The sequence below is a fragment of the Bacillus sp. MMSF_3353 genome, assembly GCF_030733445.1.
Taxonomy (GTDB): Bacteria; Bacillota; Bacilli; order Bacillales; family Bacillaceae_G; genus Bacillus_A; species Bacillus_A wiedmannii.
The window spans coordinates 84545-101089 of sequence record NZ_JASHJA010000008.1; the positions used below are offsets into that span (position 1 = coordinate 84545).

General features: G+C 33.0%; 18 protein-coding genes. 14 read left to right on the plus strand and 4 right to left on the minus strand.

All coding sequences use genetic code 11. The features are described from left to right. Nucleotides 1–9 precede the first annotated feature (9 nt). From ypeB to RBB48_RS18345, 8 genes are all read left to right on the plus strand, one after another. Nucleotides 10–1350, plus strand: coding sequence for a germination protein YpeB (ypeB, locus tag RBB48_RS18310; protein WP_087983897.1), 1341 nt, complete (start codon nt 10–12; stop codon nt 1348–1350). A 26-nt stretch (nt 1351–1376) separates the two neighbouring features. Then, entirely contained in the window at nt 1377–1973 is a 597-nt protein-coding gene (locus tag RBB48_RS18315; RefSeq protein WP_048547299.1) for a YhcN/YlaJ family sporulation lipoprotein, read from the plus strand. Nucleotides 1974–2080: 107 nt separating this feature from the next. Next, nucleotides 2081–2437 carry a hypothetical protein gene (locus RBB48_RS18320; protein ID WP_088608807.1) on the plus strand — a complete coding sequence of 119 codons (357 nt, stop codon included), beginning with the start codon at nt 2081–2083 and terminating at the stop codon, nt 2435–2437. Nucleotides 2438–2463: 26 nt separating this feature from the next. Further along, nucleotides 2464–2961: a GNAT family N-acetyltransferase gene (locus tag RBB48_RS18325; RefSeq protein WP_088608806.1), complete on the plus strand. Its 498-nt coding sequence runs from the start codon at nt 2464–2466 to the stop codon at nt 2959–2961. 109 nt (nt 2962–3070) lie between these two features. Next, entirely contained in the window at nt 3071–4153 is a 1083-nt protein-coding gene (locus RBB48_RS18330; protein WP_088608805.1) for an aromatic acid exporter family protein, read from the plus strand. A 1-nt stretch (nt 4154) separates the two neighbouring features. Beyond that, entirely contained in the window at nt 4155–4691 is a 537-nt protein-coding gene (locus RBB48_RS18335; RefSeq protein WP_088608804.1) for a DUF1697 domain-containing protein, read from the plus strand. Between the two features lie 89 nt (nt 4692–4780). Then, nucleotides 4781–5209: a hypothetical protein gene (locus tag RBB48_RS18340; RefSeq protein ID WP_088608803.1), complete on the plus strand. Its 429-nt coding sequence runs from the start codon at nt 4781–4783 to the stop codon at nt 5207–5209. 91 nt (nt 5210–5300) lie between these two features. Further along, the gene (locus RBB48_RS18345; RefSeq protein WP_088608802.1) at nt 5301–5882 is read left to right on the plus strand and encodes an SMI1/KNR4 family protein; all 582 of its coding nucleotides are present in this window, start codon (nt 5301–5303) and stop codon (nt 5880–5882) included. A gap of 124 nt (nt 5883–6006) precedes the next feature. On the opposite strand, the gene RBB48_RS18350 is transcribed toward RBB48_RS18345, so the two are convergent. Further along, nucleotides 6007–6408, minus strand: coding sequence for a hypothetical protein (locus RBB48_RS18350; protein WP_088608801.1), 402 nt, complete (start codon nt 6406–6408; stop codon nt 6007–6009). 210 nt (nt 6409–6618) lie between these two features. Between RBB48_RS18350 and RBB48_RS18355 the strand changes: the two genes are divergently transcribed. Beyond that, nucleotides 6619–7788, plus strand: coding sequence for a ParM/StbA family protein (locus RBB48_RS18355; protein WP_000025617.1), 1170 nt, complete (start codon nt 6619–6621; stop codon nt 7786–7788). An 11-nt stretch (nt 7789–7799) separates the two neighbouring features. Then, complete coding sequence (locus RBB48_RS18360) at nt 7800–8135, plus strand: hypothetical protein (RefSeq protein WP_001257747.1); 336 nt, start codon at nt 7800–7802, stop codon at nt 8133–8135. Nucleotides 8136–8253: 118 nt separating this feature from the next. Here the strand turns inward: RBB48_RS18360 and mleBCA are convergent, their stop codons facing one another. Then, nucleotides 8254–9108 (minus strand): BCA family alpha/beta fold macrolide esterase, encoded by an 855-nt coding sequence (gene mleBCA / locus RBB48_RS18365; RefSeq protein WP_306007955.1) that lies wholly within the window; start codon nt 9106–9108, stop codon nt 8254–8256. Between the two features lie 195 nt (nt 9109–9303). On the opposite strand from mleBCA, the gene RBB48_RS18370 reads away from it, so the two are divergent. After that, entirely contained in the window at nt 9304–10233 is a 930-nt protein-coding gene (locus tag RBB48_RS18370; protein ID WP_048547280.1) for an NADP-dependent oxidoreductase, read from the plus strand. Nucleotides 10234–10354: 121 nt separating this feature from the next. On the opposite strand, the gene pdxR is transcribed toward RBB48_RS18370, so the two are convergent. Continuing rightward, nucleotides 10355–11788 (minus strand): MocR-like pyridoxine biosynthesis transcription factor PdxR, encoded by a 1434-nt coding sequence (gene pdxR / locus RBB48_RS18375; protein ID WP_087983905.1) that lies wholly within the window; start codon nt 11786–11788, stop codon nt 10355–10357. 146 nt (nt 11789–11934) lie between these two features. On the opposite strand from pdxR, the gene RBB48_RS18380 reads away from it, so the two are divergent. Together RBB48_RS18380 and RBB48_RS18385 are read left to right on the plus strand one after the other, a co-directional pair. Then, complete coding sequence (locus RBB48_RS18380; RefSeq protein WP_060486758.1) at nt 11935–12852, plus strand: DMT family transporter; 918 nt, start codon at nt 11935–11937, stop codon at nt 12850–12852. 134 nt (nt 12853–12986) lie between these two features. Continuing rightward, nucleotides 12987–14024 carry a DnaA N-terminal domain-containing protein gene (locus tag RBB48_RS18385; protein ID WP_306007956.1) on the plus strand — a complete coding sequence of 346 codons (1038 nt, stop codon included), beginning with the start codon at nt 12987–12989 and terminating at the stop codon, nt 14022–14024. Between the two features lie 17 nt (nt 14025–14041). Here RBB48_RS18385 and secY read toward each other — a convergent pair whose 3' ends face one another. Beyond that, complete coding sequence (gene secY, locus RBB48_RS18390) at nt 14042–15346, minus strand: preprotein translocase subunit SecY (RefSeq protein WP_048547274.1); 1305 nt, start codon at nt 15344–15346, stop codon at nt 14042–14044. A gap of 505 nt (nt 15347–15851) precedes the next feature. Between secY and RBB48_RS18395 the strand changes: the two genes are divergently transcribed. After that, entirely contained in the window at nt 15852–16367 is a 516-nt protein-coding gene (locus tag RBB48_RS18395; protein WP_098089966.1) for a DinB family protein, read from the plus strand. Nucleotides 16368–16545 lie beyond the last annotated feature (178 nt).

Sequence of the window (16545 nt, forward strand, 5' to 3'; positions counted from 1 at the left end):
GGTGGAACTATGTTACGAGGTATTATAATCGTATTATTAACAGTCGGTGTAGTTGGAACAGGATATTGGGGCTACAAAGAACATCAAGAGAAGAATGCAGTATTAATTCGAGCAGAAAATAGCTATCAACGTGCGTTTCATGATTTAGCATATGAGGTTGATTTATTGCACGACAAAATTGGAACAACGCTCGCGATGAATTCCCGTGCATCTTTATCACCTGCATTAGCAGACGTATGGAGAATAACATCTGTAGCTCGTTCGGATGTAGGACAACTGCCTTTAACATTAATGCCTTTTAATAAAACGGAAGAATTTTTAGCAAATATCGGTGATTTTAGTTACCGTGCAGCCATTCGTGATTTAGAAAAAGAGCCGTTAAATGATCAAGAATACAAAACGTTGGAAACTTTATATTCAAATGCAGGCAATATACAAGATGAACTAAGAAAAGTACAACATCTTGTTTTGAAAAATAATTTACGCTGGATGGATGTTGAGATGGCACTCGCATCAAATCGTGATCCTGCAGACAATACAATTATTGATGGATTAAAAACAGTAGAGAAAAACGTAACATCGTATTCATCTACAAACTTCGGACCGACTTTTACAAGTGCACAAAAAAATAAAAAAGGTGGATTTGAAGCGGAAGGAAAGGCAATTTCTAAAGATGAAGCGGCGAAAATCGCAAAATCATTTTTGAATTTAAAAGGAAATGAAAAAGTAGAAGTTGAGAAAAGCGGAAAAGGTGCGAAAGAATCTTTCTATAGTGTGAAAATTAAAGATCCAGCAACGAATAATGAGTTTTATATGGATATTACCGGAAAAGGCGGATATCCAATTTGGGTTATGAATAACCGAGAAATTAAAGAACAGAAAATTAGTTTAAACGATGCAGGAAGTAAAGGTTTGAAATTTTTAAAGGACCACAAGTTTAATAATATGGAGCTTTTTGATAGCTCACAATATGATAACGTTGGTGTATTTACGTATGTAGTAAATGAGAATGGCGTACGAATTTATCCAGAAGCAATTCAAATGAAAATTGCTTTAGATGATGGTTCTATCGTTGGTTTTTCTGCAAAAGAATATTTAGCATCACACCAAAAACGAACAGTTCCCTCAGCAAAGCTAACTGCAGCAGAAGCAAGAAAGAAAATCAATCCAGATGTTAAAGTTATGGAAGAACGTAAAGCCGTAGTTGTAAATGATTTGCATAATGAAGTACTTTGCTATGAATTTGTAGGTACTTTAGGGAAAGATACGTACCAAATTTTCATTAATGCAAATAGCGGAGCAGAGGAAAAAGTGAAGAAAATGCAAGCTGTTGAAAAAATTTATGATTAAACTTTAATAGTAAAGTGGTGAGAATAATGAAGATCTTAATATATATGTTGATGCTTTGCTTTTTTATAACAGGATGTAGTATTGGAAAAAAGGACAATCCAAACGAAAAACCAGAGCAAAAAAATGTTTCGACGAAAAATGTTAATTATACAAACAAACCAAATAAGCCAAATGAAAAAGCGGCGGACCATTTAGCATCTTTAGCCGCAAGTGTGCCAGGTGTGAATGATGCAACAGCGGTAGTTGTGGGGAAATATGCTATTGTAGGTATTGATGTAAAAGCGAAACTCGATCGAACTCGCGTGGAGTCCATTAAATACTCTGTAGCAGAAAGTTTAAAAAACGATCCGGATGGTGCTAATGCAGTCGTTGTAGCGGATGTTGATACGTATGAACGACTCAAACAAATTGGAAAGCAAATTAAAAAAGGAAAAACAGGTGAAGGTATACTTGATGAGTTAGCAGCAATTGTTGGCCGAGTAATGCCACAAGTTCCAAATGACATGATTGAAAATCGAGAAACGAATCCAATTAAAGATAATGATAAACAATTACCAAAAGATGAAGAACAAGAACTAAGAAAAGAACAGAATGACCAATCAAATAATCATTTGAATAAATAAAGTTAACCCCGTACTTAATTGTACGGGGGTTTTTCAATATAATATTTAATATTCAGTTTATTTTTAAGGGAATATATGGTTTAATTATGGTGGGAGGGACAACTGTTATGATGAAAAAAAGCGCATTAATAGTATGTAGTTTATGCTTAGGTTTCAGTATGACAGCGTGTGAACAGAAGAAAGAAGTAAAAAAACAAACAGCGACTTCTTCTACTGTGTTGGAAAGTGAGAAGAAAGAGTCTATCAATATAAAACATTTCTCGAATATAAATGAAGGAATGACTTATATTGAAGTGAAAGATGTAATTGGTTTTGATGGTAATTTACTTATAGAAGAAGGTGTAGAAGATTCTACACAAATTAAACAAATTTTTTCATGGAAGGGAAGCGATCCAACTTCATTAGTTGAAATTACCTTTTTAGATGGAAAAGTGCATTCAAAAGCGCAGCAAGGTTTAAGTTAATAAGTTGAAAAATGGGAGAGTTTAGCATGAACATACATACAGGGGAAATTCAATTAGTTCCGTATAAGGAGAAGTATAAAGAAGTTATACAAACATTTACTTTACCAAGTGAACAAGTTCAATTCACATCAGATCCAGGTGAATTATTGGAGAAAGCAAAAAGTGATCGAACAAAAAATGTGATTGTTATTTTAGATTACAATGGGGTACCTGTTGGTCTTTTCGCATTGCAAACAGGGGATAGAGTACAGGAGTTCACAGACAATCAAGATGCTTTACTTTTAACTTCGTTTTCTATAAATCACAATAGACAAAGAAAAGGATATGCTAAAAAATCATTGGCATTATTACAAGAGTTTGTAAAACGTTATTTCCCGATAAAAAATGAGGTTGTACTTGCTGTGAATGAAAAAAATATTCCTGCACAAAATTTATATGAAAAAGTCGGCTTCCAAGATAAAGGCTTTAGAAGAATGGGACCAATTGGTCAACAAATTATAATGCATTTACCTATCATGAAATAACGAGAAGAAAAACTTACTCTTGCATAACAAAGTAGTAAGTTTTTTTATTTAGTACGATATATAATGTAGATTATATATATAAATGAAATAGAAATGAAGGAAATACAAAATGAATCAAGTTAGAAAATGGAATATTGTTGGAGGAAGGGTGATAAAAACCGGAATAGCAGTTTTTCTTACAGTTCTAGTTTGTGAATGTTTCAATATACCCACTATTTTTGCTGTCATCACGGCTATTGTAACGATTGAGCCAACTGCAACGGATTCTATAAAAAAAGGGCTAATTCGTTTTCCAGCTTCAACAATTGGATCGGCGTATGCAATGACTTTCACATTTTCCCTAGGTCATCAGGCTCTTTCTTATGCGTTAGCAGCGATGTTTACAATCGTTACATGTCAAAAACTAAAGTTACATGCGGGAACGTTAGTCGCAACATTAACTGCTGTTGCAATGATCCCTATTACGGCAGATCATTATTTCACTGCATTTTTAATTCGATTAGCTACTACATCTACTGGTATTATAGTATCTACTTTAGTGAATTTTTTCATTTTGCCACCACACTACCTTGAAACCATTTCGGGATGTACAGAGGAGCTATTTGTTAAAACTGCAAATATTATGGAGGAATGGCTTAATACATTAATTGAAGGGAAAGTTATAACGAAAGAGACAACTTATAATCTATCTAATTTGAATTTATCATTACATAAAGCGTTACAATTTGTTCAATATGAGCAAAAAGATTGGAAATATCATCGACATACAAAGAATGAAATGAGAAGCTTTTTAGCCATGCAGAAGCAACTCCATATATTGCAGCAAATTATTTACCATATAGATAATTTAGCTCGAGCACCAATTGAAACATGGGACTGGTCACAAAATAAAAAAGAGATATTACAGCGAACGGTTCATTCTGTAATTTCTATATTAAGAAATAATTGTAATGAAATAGATGAAGAACATTTTAAACTGATTGATGAATTAGACAAAAAATTTTGGGATTATAAAAATGATTTAGGACATTGTAAACCAAATCAATATCATCATCACTTTTCAAGCGAATCTATCATTTTGTTTGAGGTATTATCTATACATGATATGTTAGAGGAATTAAAACAAATATCCGAGAAATATAAGAGTGAAAATCAACTCAATTGTTCGGCTCATTTAAATGGGGAGGATTGATATGACAATTTATATTACATTACTAAGAGGAATCAATGTAGGCGGGCATAAGGTAATCAAAATGGCGGATTTAAAACAAATGTTTGAATCAATAGAGTTAAAACAAGTAAAAACATATATTCAAAGCGGTAATATCGTGTTCGAATCTGAAAATGATGTTGATTTTTTAAATAAACGAATACAATCGGAAATTAAAAACGTTTTTGGTTTTGATGTTCCAGTCATGTTAAGAACACATGAGGAATTTATAAATATGATAAAAAGATGCCCCTATGAAGCCGATTCATTGCTAGAAGGTGAAAGTATACATGTTGCTTTCTTAGCAAACGAACTTTCTGAAAAAGAAAAAGCTCAGCTGCTTATGCAAAAAAATGAGACTGAAGATTGCTATATTTATGAAAAAGTTGTTTATTTATTTTTCAAAAATAGCATTCGAAATTCTAAATTAATGAACCAGTTTCAGAAGTTACATACACCAGCTACAGTAAGAAATTGGCGGACTGTGAATAAATTAAAAGCGATAGTTGAAGGAATGTAAATATTAAAAGATGAGATTCACTTAGAGCAGATAAATGTTTAAGAAACTATGGTTATAGTATAAAATAAACGAATTAAGGGGTAGGTAAGATGGGGAAATTTGTGAAAGACCAAAAGGTAGTTGCACTTACATTAGAGGGTTTAGCACCATGTACGGTTGTAAGAGTTGGTTGGATTTTTATCATGGTACAAGTAGAAGAAACGAAGCACCTATACTCACTTACAAAAGGTAAGATAACGTCTATAGAAGAAGATAAACACTATCTTTTAGAAGAGAGTTTTGATGAAGAGGACGTTTATGATATAGGTAGGGTATTTGGTGCAATTGAAACAACAGACATGGACCTTGCAAAGAAATCATTTGAAGAAAATGAAGACTTCAAGAAATACGAAGATTTTCACAATCCATCAGAAGGGAAACTGTATGGTGGAGAGTACTATACTACAATCAAAACAGGTAAAGAGTTACTAGAACAATACTTTAATCGAGAAGAGCTAGAGCGTAATGGTACTAATTAAATTAGATGTGAAAACAGTTAAAGGCCAAATCTTATTTATGTTAGGTATATAGACTAAAAAATTTATATTTGATTATTGGGAGGATAAAATAATGGATTTGGTAAACAAATTTTTAAACGGCTTGAGAGCAGCATTATCAACAGATGATCTCGAAGCACTAAATAAAGCGTGCGGTGCTACAAAAGAGGATATTGATATATTAAGGTTGAAATATCCGAATTGTCCAGAATCATTAATCTCCTTACTTGAAAATATCGATGGTACATATTGGCGGAAATATGGAGAAAACAAAGTTGGGGTATGTATTTTAGGTTCAGATGTTGAAGAGTATCCATATTATTTACTTTCTACACAGGAGATGATCGAAAGTTCAAAAGAAGGAGAAGACGTCTCCTATCTTTTAGAATACCAAGATGAAGAGGATGCTGTTGACTCTAAAATAAATCCAGAAGGACTTCTCCCTGGCACGTATATTCACTTTTCAGATTGTATGAACAACGGTGGAACATCAAAGCTGTATATTGATTTTAATCCTTCTGACGAAGGGGTATGTGGTCAAATCATTCGTTTTTTACACGACCCTGATGAATATGAAGTGATTGCAAACAGCTTTGATAAGTATTTACAGGATCTTATTGATGGTGATTTTAATTTTCTAGAAGAATCTCAATAATTTTTGAAGAATTACACTTTAACTAATGGGAGCTTTAGTTGAACAAGATTTAAACAAATTTATTATTTATATTTTTAAATCAAAATTAAATAACATTATTATCACTTTACAAAATCTCATCTTTTTATTTATATTGTTTTGCGACTATAAGTTCAACGATAGGATAAATAAAGAACGAAGAACAAAGTGCGATAAAAAGAGGAAGATTCTTTATTTCATCGAGTAATAGGAATGCAAATCCTTCTGATAATAGTAAAACAAAAAACATAAGACATATAAGTACAAAATAAGCAATTTTAAAACTTTTATATTTAATTTGTTGTCCCATTTCATCTTTGCTTTCTTCTGATACTCCGTTTGGATCTCCCCACGTAATATGATTGATGAGGTAGCTAATTATTATTGCACTTGCGAAGATTGTTCCACCTAAAATCGCACCTTCAGAGATGTATTTATAGACTCCATGTATAAGTACTCCAAGTAACGATAAAACGATTGTTAGTAAAATGAAATTTTTGCGATTCATATTAGAAATAACACCTCCATAGTTGTAAAAAACTCTTTACATCCATAGTATAAAATTGGAAAAGTTTTATGTCAAATACTTTTTACATAAATGGTGCAAGAACATGATATTTTGTTTTTATGATTAATAAAAAATTACATTACATTTGAATGTAAAAGAATGGGCTCGCATATATTTGGAAGGGATGTCAGATTAATTTAGGGGGTAGTTATGTCTATTCTATTAAAAGCTGGTGCTGATGCAGGAAATAACGGTTTGAAGTTAATGGTGAAAGGGCAAGACCCTATTTTTATTCCGAGTATATATTCTTTATATATAGGAGAGCCTACAGGATTGTTAGATGAGAGTGATGTTTCATTATCTGAATTAGAAAATCACATTGACGTGACCATTAGTTCTCCATCGCTAATGTTAAATAACGTGCGGTATATCGTTGGGGAAAAAGTCATTCAAGATCAATTAAAAGGCACTGAGGTTGAGAAGAAATCAAATAAGTCAACTGATGAGTTAATGGTTATTACAATTCTATCTGGTTTAGCAGTAAGTGCTATGCGTCAAAGTCCAACTTCTAGTCATATTAATATTCGTTATGATTTATCTGTTGCTCTTCCTATGCAGCTTATTACACAAGAAATAGCTGCGGAAAATGCGAAACGTTATATGGGCAATCATAAGGTTGTGTTCCATTATCCTAACGGACGTGATGTGACAATTAATATTTCAATCGAATATTGTAAATGCCTACCTGAGGGCGCTTCTGGTACGTGGGGCATTGTATATGATGAAGAAGGAAATGTAGTGAAACATAAAATAGAATGTGAACAAAATCAAGTTTCAGAAATTGATTTTGTTGATAAAACTTTATTGTCTTTTGATATTGGCGCAGGGACGACAGAAGAAGTAGTTTCACTAGGTGTGAACTTTAGACCACAACTAAGTAAGGGCTTATCATACGGTGTGAAAGAAACGTTACTACAAATTATTACAAGATGGAATCGGAAGTATCCAACAAAGACGATTGATAGTATTACAGAGTTTAACCAAATTTATTTAAATGAAAAGCACCCAAGAAATGCGTTACTAGTTGAAGAATCACAACCAGCATTATTAGGTTTAGCAGCGCGTGTCGCAACAGATATCATAAACAAAATTGATGACATGAAAGACGATCCATACGTATTTATTTATGGCGGGGGCGCAGTAATTATTAAAAACAGTTTAAAAATGATTTTAAAACAAAAAGGACGACTAACAAATGTAATCTTTGTAGATAATCCATTATTTACAAATGCACGTGGATTATTAGTCTACACTTGTTCGCCAAAATATAGAGAGCATAAGCAAAAAGAGTTAGGATTTACAAACTTAACGATAAGTTAGTTGGTGGAAGTATGCGATCTAGGCGATATAAACGTGGTGATCGAGTAAAAATCAATATTCATAAATCAGTATCACCTGAAATGATTGCATGGCTGAATAAACAATCAAACCCAACCAATTTCTTTTTCTTTGCAGCGCAGCAACTCTTTAAACAAGTAGGAGATATTGATGTGTCAAAAGCTATACCAAGTAGCCATGTTTTCTCATTATACGTGGAGCCATCATCTTTATTAAAGGTCGAAGTAAATCCCTTTAAAAATGTGCCACTAGAAGCTAATAAATCCACCGATAATATAAAAAAAAAATCATGGGAATCTGTTGATCAATTAGATTGTCCGTTTTTTTAAACATAGAAAAAATAAGTATTGCCCATCACTATACATACGGATACAGTGATGGGCTTTTTTACATGTAACGAATAGAAGGGGCACAAATTATGGTGTGCCCCTTCTATTCGTTATTTATCTATATTTTAGATGTATGTTCAATAACTGCATGAATGATGTCTCCCCAGTCATCAGGATGATTTTCATGTCCTGCGCCTTCAAGGGTTAGTAGGACTGAGTTAGGAATTTCATCAATAAGTGCGAGACCATGTTCAAAAGGGAGTGCAGTATCGTCTGTTCCGTGAATAACTAATGTAGGTGCTTGTATGGAGTGAAGCACACCTTCATAAGCATCATCACCTTGAAGTAAAGCGTGATTAAACATACTTAATAGATTGTTTGCGCGTTCTATTTCTTGTTTTACTTGATTATAGACTCTTTTTTCATCAAATGTTCGTTTGGACCCACATAATAGGCGAGATCCGGAAACTAAATATTTTGCTACAACATTTTTATTTGTCCAATCTAAATGCGTGCCATTTGCGTGATGTGTTAAAATTCTTTCGTTCATCGGAGGTAAATCGCGCGTGTTATCGTCAGAGCCTATCACACTTGTAGCCAGTAATGTTAACGTTAAAATTCTTTCGGGATGTTTTACAGCAGCAATTTGAGCGATCATTCCACCTAATGACATACCGAATAGATGTGCTTTATCAATATGATAAGCATCGAGGACCCCAATTGCATCTTCAGCCATATCTGTAACTGTATAATTGGAAGTTCCAGGCTCATATGTAACAGAGCATCCTACATCACGGTTATCAAAACGAATAACAAATTTCCCCGTGTTAGCTAACTGTTCACAAAACTCTTCATCCCAATAAACCATTGAACACGTAGCACCCATAATTAATAAAATAGCTGGGTTTTTAGGGTTCCCAAAGCTTTCTGTACATATATCAATCCCGTTTATTTTAAATATCTTTTCAGTCATAGAGTTCTCCCCATTTCTTTTGAATGTAATTGAAAATACAGTTTTGAGTGATTCTAAGGTGAGTGTACGTTTTTTTACGGAATTCATAACGCTTCTTACGTAATTACCCCCAAAAATAAGTTTATGATAATTCAAGGCAAAAAATTTTGAGAAATATTTGTATGTTATTAAAATAAATAGCAAGGAGGAATGGAAATGAAAGCAATTGTTATAGATCAATATGGTAATGTTGAAGAATTAAAAGAAAGAGAAGTTATAAAACCAATTGTTAAAGGTAACGAGGTATTGATACGTATTCTCGCGACATCTGTTAATCCTGTTGATTGGAAAATAAGAAAAGGAGACTTACAAGAACAGTTGCGATTTTCATTTCCAATTATTTTAGGGTTGGATGTAGCTGGGGTTATTGAAGAAGTTGGGGAAGAGGTAGAGTGCTTCAAAGTAGGAGATAAAGTATTTACGAAACCTGAAAATATAGGGAAGGGCTCTTATGCTGAATTCATTACAGTAAAATCGGATTTAGTATCTTATATGCCTACTAATCTAAGTTTCGAAGAGGCAGCTTCTATTCCTCTTGCAGGACTTACAGCGTGGCAAAGTCTTGTAGATTACGCAAAAATAAAAGAACATGACCGAGTACTCATTCATGCTGGAGCTGGTGGAGTTGGAAGTTTGGCAATCCAAATCGCAAAATCATTTGGAGCTTTTGTTGCGACAACTGCAAGTAGTAAGAATGAAGAGTTTTTAAAGTCTTTAGGAGCAGATCTCGTTATTGATTATAAAAAAGATAAATTTGAAGAGTTACTATCAGATTTCGATATTGTATTAGATACAATAGGTGGCGAAGTACAAGAAAAAAGCTTTCAAATTATAAAATCTGGTGGTGTGTTAGTTTCGATTGTTCATGAGCCAATTCAAAAAGTAAAAGGGATAAAATCAGGGTTTTTATGGCTAAAACCAAACGGAAAGCAATTAGAAGCATTATCAAAATTAATTGTACACGGAAAAATAAAACCAATTATAAGTAAAGTTGTGCCGTTTAATGAAGAGGGGGTTAGAGAAGCTCATATTTTGAGTGAAGGTCAACATATTAGAGGTAAAATTGTAATGAAAGTCGGAGGATAATGAAAATAGTGGTTTGTAGAGAAAGTGAAGTTGAACTACAAAAAACGCAGAAGAAAATACTATCCAAAAAGTCACATTTTCATTTTGGATAGTATTTCTTATTGGATATGTAATGTTATTTCTATAATATACAGTTTCGTATTGTATCATGTAATTTCTCTAAACCAATCAACATATCTTTTTCATTTAACATTGAGTAGCTAATCCGTAATTGGTTATTACTTATATCTGTATTTAATAGACAAGCTGTTCCTGGTAAAAAAGAGACATCTACTTCATTTGCTTTTTGTAATAAGGTAAAGGGATCTATCGAATCAGGAAGTGTAATCCATAAATTAAAGCCACCATTTGGTATTTCAAATCGTAATTCTTTAAGTGGTGATAACATATCAATAGTTATATCACGTCTAATTTGTAAAGCCGTACGTAATTTTTCTAAATGATTTTTCATACGTTCTGCACGTAAAAAAGGAAGGAGTGCTTTTTGCGTTAATAAAGGACTACCGATATCCATTGAACCTTTTACAGCATATAACCATTCAAAAATAGGCCCATCGGCAATAAGAGATGCGATACGCAATCCTGGTGCTAACGTTTTACTAAATCCTTTTATATATATTACATGACCATTCGTATCAAAATTTTTGATAGGAGAGGAAATAGTAGCACCCTCAAAATATATTTCTCCGAAAGAATCATCTTCAATTATAAAAAACTCATATAGCTCTGCTAGTTCTATAAGTTCCATTCGCCGTTCATTACTCATTACTGTACCTGTCGGGTTCTGGAAAGTTGGATTCGTATACAATAATACGGGATTTTTACTTTGACAAATATCATCGATTAAGTCGGAGCGAACTCCATGATTATCAAGAGAAACTGGTATAATTTTAGCACCTTTATTGATGAAAATATCAAGCGCAGCACTGTAACAAGGACTTTCCACTAATACAATATCACCAGGTTTTAATAATGTTTGAGCAATTAAATCAATTCCTTGTTGTGCTCCGCTTGTAATTAATAATTTAGATGGATCGGTCACTAAATTCTGGTGTTCACTTAAGTAATTTGCTATTTCAACTCGCAGTTCATAATCACCCTGTACTGGCCCATAAGTTGCTAGGATCATCTGGTCTTTATGAAGTATTTTATGCATTTCGTCTGCTAAGAATGGATTTGGCAATAAACGAGGATACAAAATCGCTTGTGAAAAATCGTAATATTTTCGGTGCTGATTCATTGCATATTGAGATCGCATAACATTAATCGTTTTCGTTTGTTGCCATTTGTACGGAATTGGTTTGAAATCTTTCTTTACATGTTTATGTATATAAGCACCTTTTCCTTGCTCAATGCGTATATATTCTTTCTTTTCTAATTGCTTGTATGCTTTACGAACAGTTAATAGGCTAATCTGCAAATCTTCGGCCATAGAGCGTAAAGATGGAAGGAGATCACCATGCGCAAGCATGCCACTTTGTACTCTTTCAACGATTTGCATATATATTTGTTGGTAATACGGTATGTTGGATTCTTTACGAAGGACAATCTTCATGGTTTCACCTTTTTCGTTTTTATTTTATTAAAGCGAAAAATATAAAGAGAATCAACTACAATTTTAAGTAACTGTTATATACATAGATACACTGTTATACACCATACCTTCTATACTCATGTTAAGAGTAAAAAGGAGGAAGAAAAATGGTCATTTTCAATTATATTTTAGTATGTATTATTTTCGGAACAACATTTTTAACGATAAAAATCGGAATTGAAGCAGGAGCGCCCCCATTATTTTCAGCAGGAATTCGTTTCTTTTTAGCAGGCGTCATTCTGATGATTATATTTAAGTTAAAGCGAAAGGAAATTATGCCACATGTATTTTCAAAACGTATTATATATGCTGGTTTTTGCTTAACGTTTATGACATTTGCTACATTGTACTGGGCGGAACAATATATTTCTTCAGGATTAGCTGCTGTACTTTCTGCTACGGGGCCGATGATGATTTTATTATTACAGGCAAAGAGAAATAAGGAAAAATTACAAAAAGAGCAACTTTTTGCTTTAATTATCGCACTAATAGGTGTTGTTTTTGTTTCTTTACCAGGAACGCACCAAGAAGTAAGTCTCATATGGAGTATCGCTTGTTTTGTTTTAATAATAGGAGAGTTATTTTACGGAATAGGCTCTATTCGCTCAAAAGAAATACTTTCGGATTTACAAAGTGTATCACCATTTCTCATTAATGGTATTCAAATGTTTTACGGAGGGGTATTATTACTAATCGCATCCGTCATAGTAGAACAACCGAATGTATCTGTATTAGCTTCATGGAGTGTACAGTGGCCTATTTTATATCTTATCTTTATCGGATCAATTGGTGGGCACGGATTATATTATTGGCTCTTATCAAAAACAAATCCTGTATTCCCGTCAACGTGGTTATATGTATCACCGTTAATTGCTATTATTGTAGGATATATCATATTAGGAGAACCTTTAAACCCTACAATGGGAATAGGTGCTTGTTTTATTTTGGTTGGTGTATTTTTAGCTAATCGATCCACACTCCGGAGCTATTTCAAACAAGGGAAATTATTTGAGAAGGAAATGTAGTTGTATAAAGAAGCAGCCCTGTATATAACAGGGCTGCTTGAATTTTATTCATGATACGGATTGACTTTATTTATTGGAAAGGCGTAATATTATTAAGCTATATGAAAGAGAACTATAAAAAGAGGGGAGTTATTATGAAAATGAATTGGACTGAAGTAAAGGAAAAAATTCGACCGCAAATTTCAAAACCATCATATGAAACTTGGTTTACTAATACTACTGTTTATTTAGAGGATGATATATTAACAATTTATTGTCCAAATGAATTTGCTCGTGACTGGTTAGAATCTCACTACAAAGAATTAGTATTTCATACATTAAGAGAAATGTTTAATACGACGTTTGAAATTCAGTTTGATCTATGTAATGACGAACCATCAAAGTTGAAAGATGTTCCAAAAGAAAGGCTAAATAGCTGGGATGAAGTAAAGAAAGCGTTAAGGCCAAAATTAGCAGAGAAAACATTTATAACCTGGGTTAGAAATACAAATGCTACTATAGAAGATAATACATTAATAATCTTTTGTGAGGATGCGTTTCATCGTGATTTTCTTGAAGGTGAGTATAAAAATATAATTTCAAGTACCGTACAGAAACTTACTAATGAAGAATATCAAATTTGGTTCGAAATAGAATCAAAAACCACTCCTATCACACATATTCATCATATGCAAAATAATCCACTCACTTCCGGACAAGAAGAACCCAATACAATTTGGAATGAAATAAAAGGTAAAATGCAATTAATAATTTCAAGACCTTCATATGAAACATGGGTTAAAGAAACGACAGCCAGAATAAATGAAAATTCATTAATCATTTATTTTGAAAACGAATTCCAACAAGGATGGGTTGAAAAGTCTTATAAAGATTTAATTGCGGAAATAGCTAAAGAGTTAACTGGAAATACATATGAACTTCAATTTGAATTAGAATCAAATAAAGATGCAACCAGTAGTGGTGAAAAATCAAAATCACCTACTGAAAATACTATTTTTGAATTATGGGAGCAGTTCAAATCTTCCAATGATGAGTTAAAATATAATAATGTAGAGGATAGCGAAAAACGCATCCAAGCATTAGATGAAAAAATTGTGAACTTAGAAAAAGTGATTGATACATTAGTGGGAAAATTAGAGGTAGTAGAATCAAAAACACAGTTGGAAAAATAACCAACTGTGTTTTTTACTTAATTTACTTTTTTTATAAACCCTTTATAATGACGTTTCACAAGCTGACTTTCTAACGTCTTCATTGTTTCAAGTGCTACACCGACGATGATAAGTAAGCTTGTACCACCAATTTGTGCAGAAGGTGGTAATGTAGCAATTTTTGTGAATACGAGCGGTAAAATTGAAATGGCACCTAAGAAAATTGCACCGATAAATGTTAAACGGTATAAAATTTTCGTTACATATTGTTCTGTTGATTTACCAGGACGAATACCAGGCACATAGCCATTTTGTTTTTTCAAATTCTCAGCCATTTGTTCAGGGTTTACTTGAATAAATGCGTAGAAGTATGTGAAAGCAACGATCAGACCGACATAAAGCGTCATTCCAAGTGGATGTGCGAAATCAAGATTTGCAACTAACCATTGCGATACGCTTGAATCAGGGAAGAGCTGCGCAATTGTACGCGGCGTCATTAAAAATGCGGAAGCAAAGATAACTGGAATTACACCAGCACTATTTACTTTAAGAGGTAAATGAGTGTTTTTTGCTCCTTGATATTGATTGTTTCCTGAAACAGCTTTTGCATATTGAATCGGTATTTTACGCACAGCTTGTTGAATGTAAATAACACCAACAACTATCGCTAAAATTACGAGACCAATTAAGACCATCTTTATGATGTGCATGAATAATTGATCGCCTGCATTTTGAAATTGTTGCAAATAAATTTGATTCGCAACATTTGGAATCGCCGCAACAAGTCCTGCGAAGATAATCATCGAAATACCGTTACCAACGCCATTAGCGGTAATTTGTTCACCTAACCAAAGTAAAAATGCAGTACCTGCAGTTAAAACTGTCGCAATAAATAAGTATGTAGTCCAGCTTTGATCTGTAATTAATTGTCCACCTGCTATATTATTAAAACCATAAGACATCCCAATGGCTTGTATGAATGCGAGAATGATTGTAAAGTATCGAGTGAATTGAGCTGATTTCTTTCGGCCCATTTCTCCTTGCTTTGCCCATTCCGAAAATTTAGGTATAACGTCCATTTGTAGTAATTGTACTATGATGGAAGCTGTAATATATGGTGTAATACCTACAGCAAAGATTGAGAAGTGTTGCAGTGCTCCTCCGCCAAATACGTTTAGCATACCTAAAACGTTAGCTTGATCTTGTACTTTTAATACCTCTGCGTTAGTATGAGGAACTGGAATAAACGTGCCAATTCGAAAAACAATTAGCATCGCTAGTGTAAAAAGAATTTTGTTTCTTATCTCAGCTACTCTCATGAAATTTGAAATCGTACGAAACATTATGTCGCCTCCTATATTTTTATCAGTTCAAAACTGATGGTTATATCCCGATGAAGTAACCACAAACCTCCTTCCGCATTAAATTCATTTGACAAATGGAATTTTATACACTTTGTAGTTTTCTCGGATATAAAAATATAAGGTGTTTTTTAGCGACCAATAAGCTTTTCGTAATCATTCAATACACATAATATATCGAATAAATTAACAAATGTACATACATACGCATGAAAAATGAATGAATAGGGGCATTTTTTACATTTATTTAATGCTAGATTGATAATTAGGAACGTTTTATGTAGTTGTATTGAAAGGATTCGGTGGAAAGTATTATGGTGTAGCTGCAGCACATGATAACCTCAAGGAAACCTTCAAGGATGTTGAGAAAACTCATATATTTAGTCGTGAATTAGAGAAAAAGTAGTGAAGGAAAATCTTTCTTCTATAGAGAATATTTCTAACGCAGGAATCTAAGTATATAGGTTCTAATGAAAGGAGAATTCACATGAATACATTTGTAAAGGACAAGTTTTATGAAACGAGAAATCAATTATTTGAGGAAATTACTTTGTTAAGTGATACTCAATTTAATAGAAAACCAGATAAGGATAAATGGAGTATAGCACAAGTTTGTCATCACTTAGTTTTATTAGATGAGAGAGTTATAACGGTTATTTCGTCAGGATTAAAAAAGATGGATAGTTTCCAAAATGAGCGTAAAGAAATTCATACTATTGTATTAGATAGATCAATAAAATTTATAGCACCAGAAATGATTGAACCAAGTATAGAACCATTTGAAGTGCTGCAAATGGTTGATTTGTTAAACGACTCTAGAAAAGCATTGATGCGTTTTCTGAGTACAATAGAAGATGAATCTAAATTGGCAAAAAAATCAGTGATGCATCCAGCTCTTGGAGAATTACTTCTTGATCAGTGGATAGAATTAATCTATTTGCATGAACAACGTCATATAGAACAAATCAAAGAGGTAAAATTGCTTTGTGAAGTTGAAAAGTAAAAATTATTATCTATTTATTGAGCGATTTAGGAAAGCATCAAGGGTTCGAGTGATAAAATATAAGTCCTGATAAGCAGAAGAAAATACGAAACTAGCAGATCTTACTCTTGAATAGGAAACGAATATTCGAAAAAAAACTGAATCCGAATTGCTCTATAAGTGGAACCCCGTCTTAAAT

What these genes read in the sequence shown, in the direction of transcription:
- RBB48_RS18345 (WP_088608802.1), top strand. Translation starts at nt 5,301, where the DNA reads ATGGATTTGGTAAACAAATTTTTAAACGGCTTGAGAGCAGCATTATCA.
- RBB48_RS18360 (WP_001257747.1), top strand. Translation starts at nt 7,800, where the DNA reads ATGCGATCTAGGCGATATAAACGTGGTGATCGAGTAAAAATCAATATT.
- RBB48_RS18325 (WP_088608806.1), top strand. Translation starts at nt 2,464, where the DNA reads ATGAACATACATACAGGGGAAATTCAATTAGTTCCGTATAAGGAGAAG.
- RBB48_RS18385 (WP_306007956.1), top strand. Translation starts at nt 12,987, where the DNA reads ATGAAAATGAATTGGACTGAAGTAAAGGAAAAAATTCGACCGCAAATT.
- RBB48_RS18330 (WP_088608805.1), top strand. Translation starts at nt 3,071, where the DNA reads ATGAATCAAGTTAGAAAATGGAATATTGTTGGAGGAAGGGTGATAAAA.
- RBB48_RS18380 (WP_060486758.1), top strand. Translation starts at nt 11,935, where the DNA reads ATGGTCATTTTCAATTATATTTTAGTATGTATTATTTTCGGAACAACA.
- RBB48_RS18350 (WP_088608801.1), bottom strand. Translation starts at nt 6,408, where the DNA reads ATGAATCGCAAAAATTTCATTTTACTAACAATCGTTTTATCGTTACTT.
- mleBCA (WP_306007955.1), bottom strand. Translation starts at nt 9,108, where the DNA reads ATGACTGAAAAGATATTTAAAATAAACGGGATTGATATATGTACAGAA.
- ypeB (WP_087983897.1), top strand. Translation starts at nt 10, where the DNA reads ATGTTACGAGGTATTATAATCGTATTATTAACAGTCGGTGTAGTTGGA.
- pdxR (WP_087983905.1), bottom strand. Translation starts at nt 11,788, where the DNA reads ATGAAGATTGTCCTTCGTAAAGAATCCAACATACCGTATTACCAACAA.
- RBB48_RS18320 (WP_088608807.1), top strand. Translation starts at nt 2,081, where the DNA reads ATGATGAAAAAAAGCGCATTAATAGTATGTAGTTTATGCTTAGGTTTC.
- RBB48_RS18395 (WP_098089966.1), top strand. Translation starts at nt 15,852, where the DNA reads ATGAATACATTTGTAAAGGACAAGTTTTATGAAACGAGAAATCAATTA.
- RBB48_RS18340 (WP_088608803.1), top strand. Translation starts at nt 4,781, where the DNA reads ATGGGGAAATTTGTGAAAGACCAAAAGGTAGTTGCACTTACATTAGAG.
- RBB48_RS18315 (WP_048547299.1), top strand. Translation starts at nt 1,377, where the DNA reads ATGAAGATCTTAATATATATGTTGATGCTTTGCTTTTTTATAACAGGA.
- RBB48_RS18335 (WP_088608804.1), top strand. Translation starts at nt 4,155, where the DNA reads ATGACAATTTATATTACATTACTAAGAGGAATCAATGTAGGCGGGCAT.
- RBB48_RS18355 (WP_000025617.1), top strand. Translation starts at nt 6,619, where the DNA reads ATGTCTATTCTATTAAAAGCTGGTGCTGATGCAGGAAATAACGGTTTG.
- RBB48_RS18370 (WP_048547280.1), top strand. Translation starts at nt 9,304, where the DNA reads ATGAAAGCAATTGTTATAGATCAATATGGTAATGTTGAAGAATTAAAA.
- secY (WP_048547274.1), bottom strand. Translation starts at nt 15,346, where the DNA reads ATGTTTCGTACGATTTCAAATTTCATGAGAGTAGCTGAGATAAGAAAC.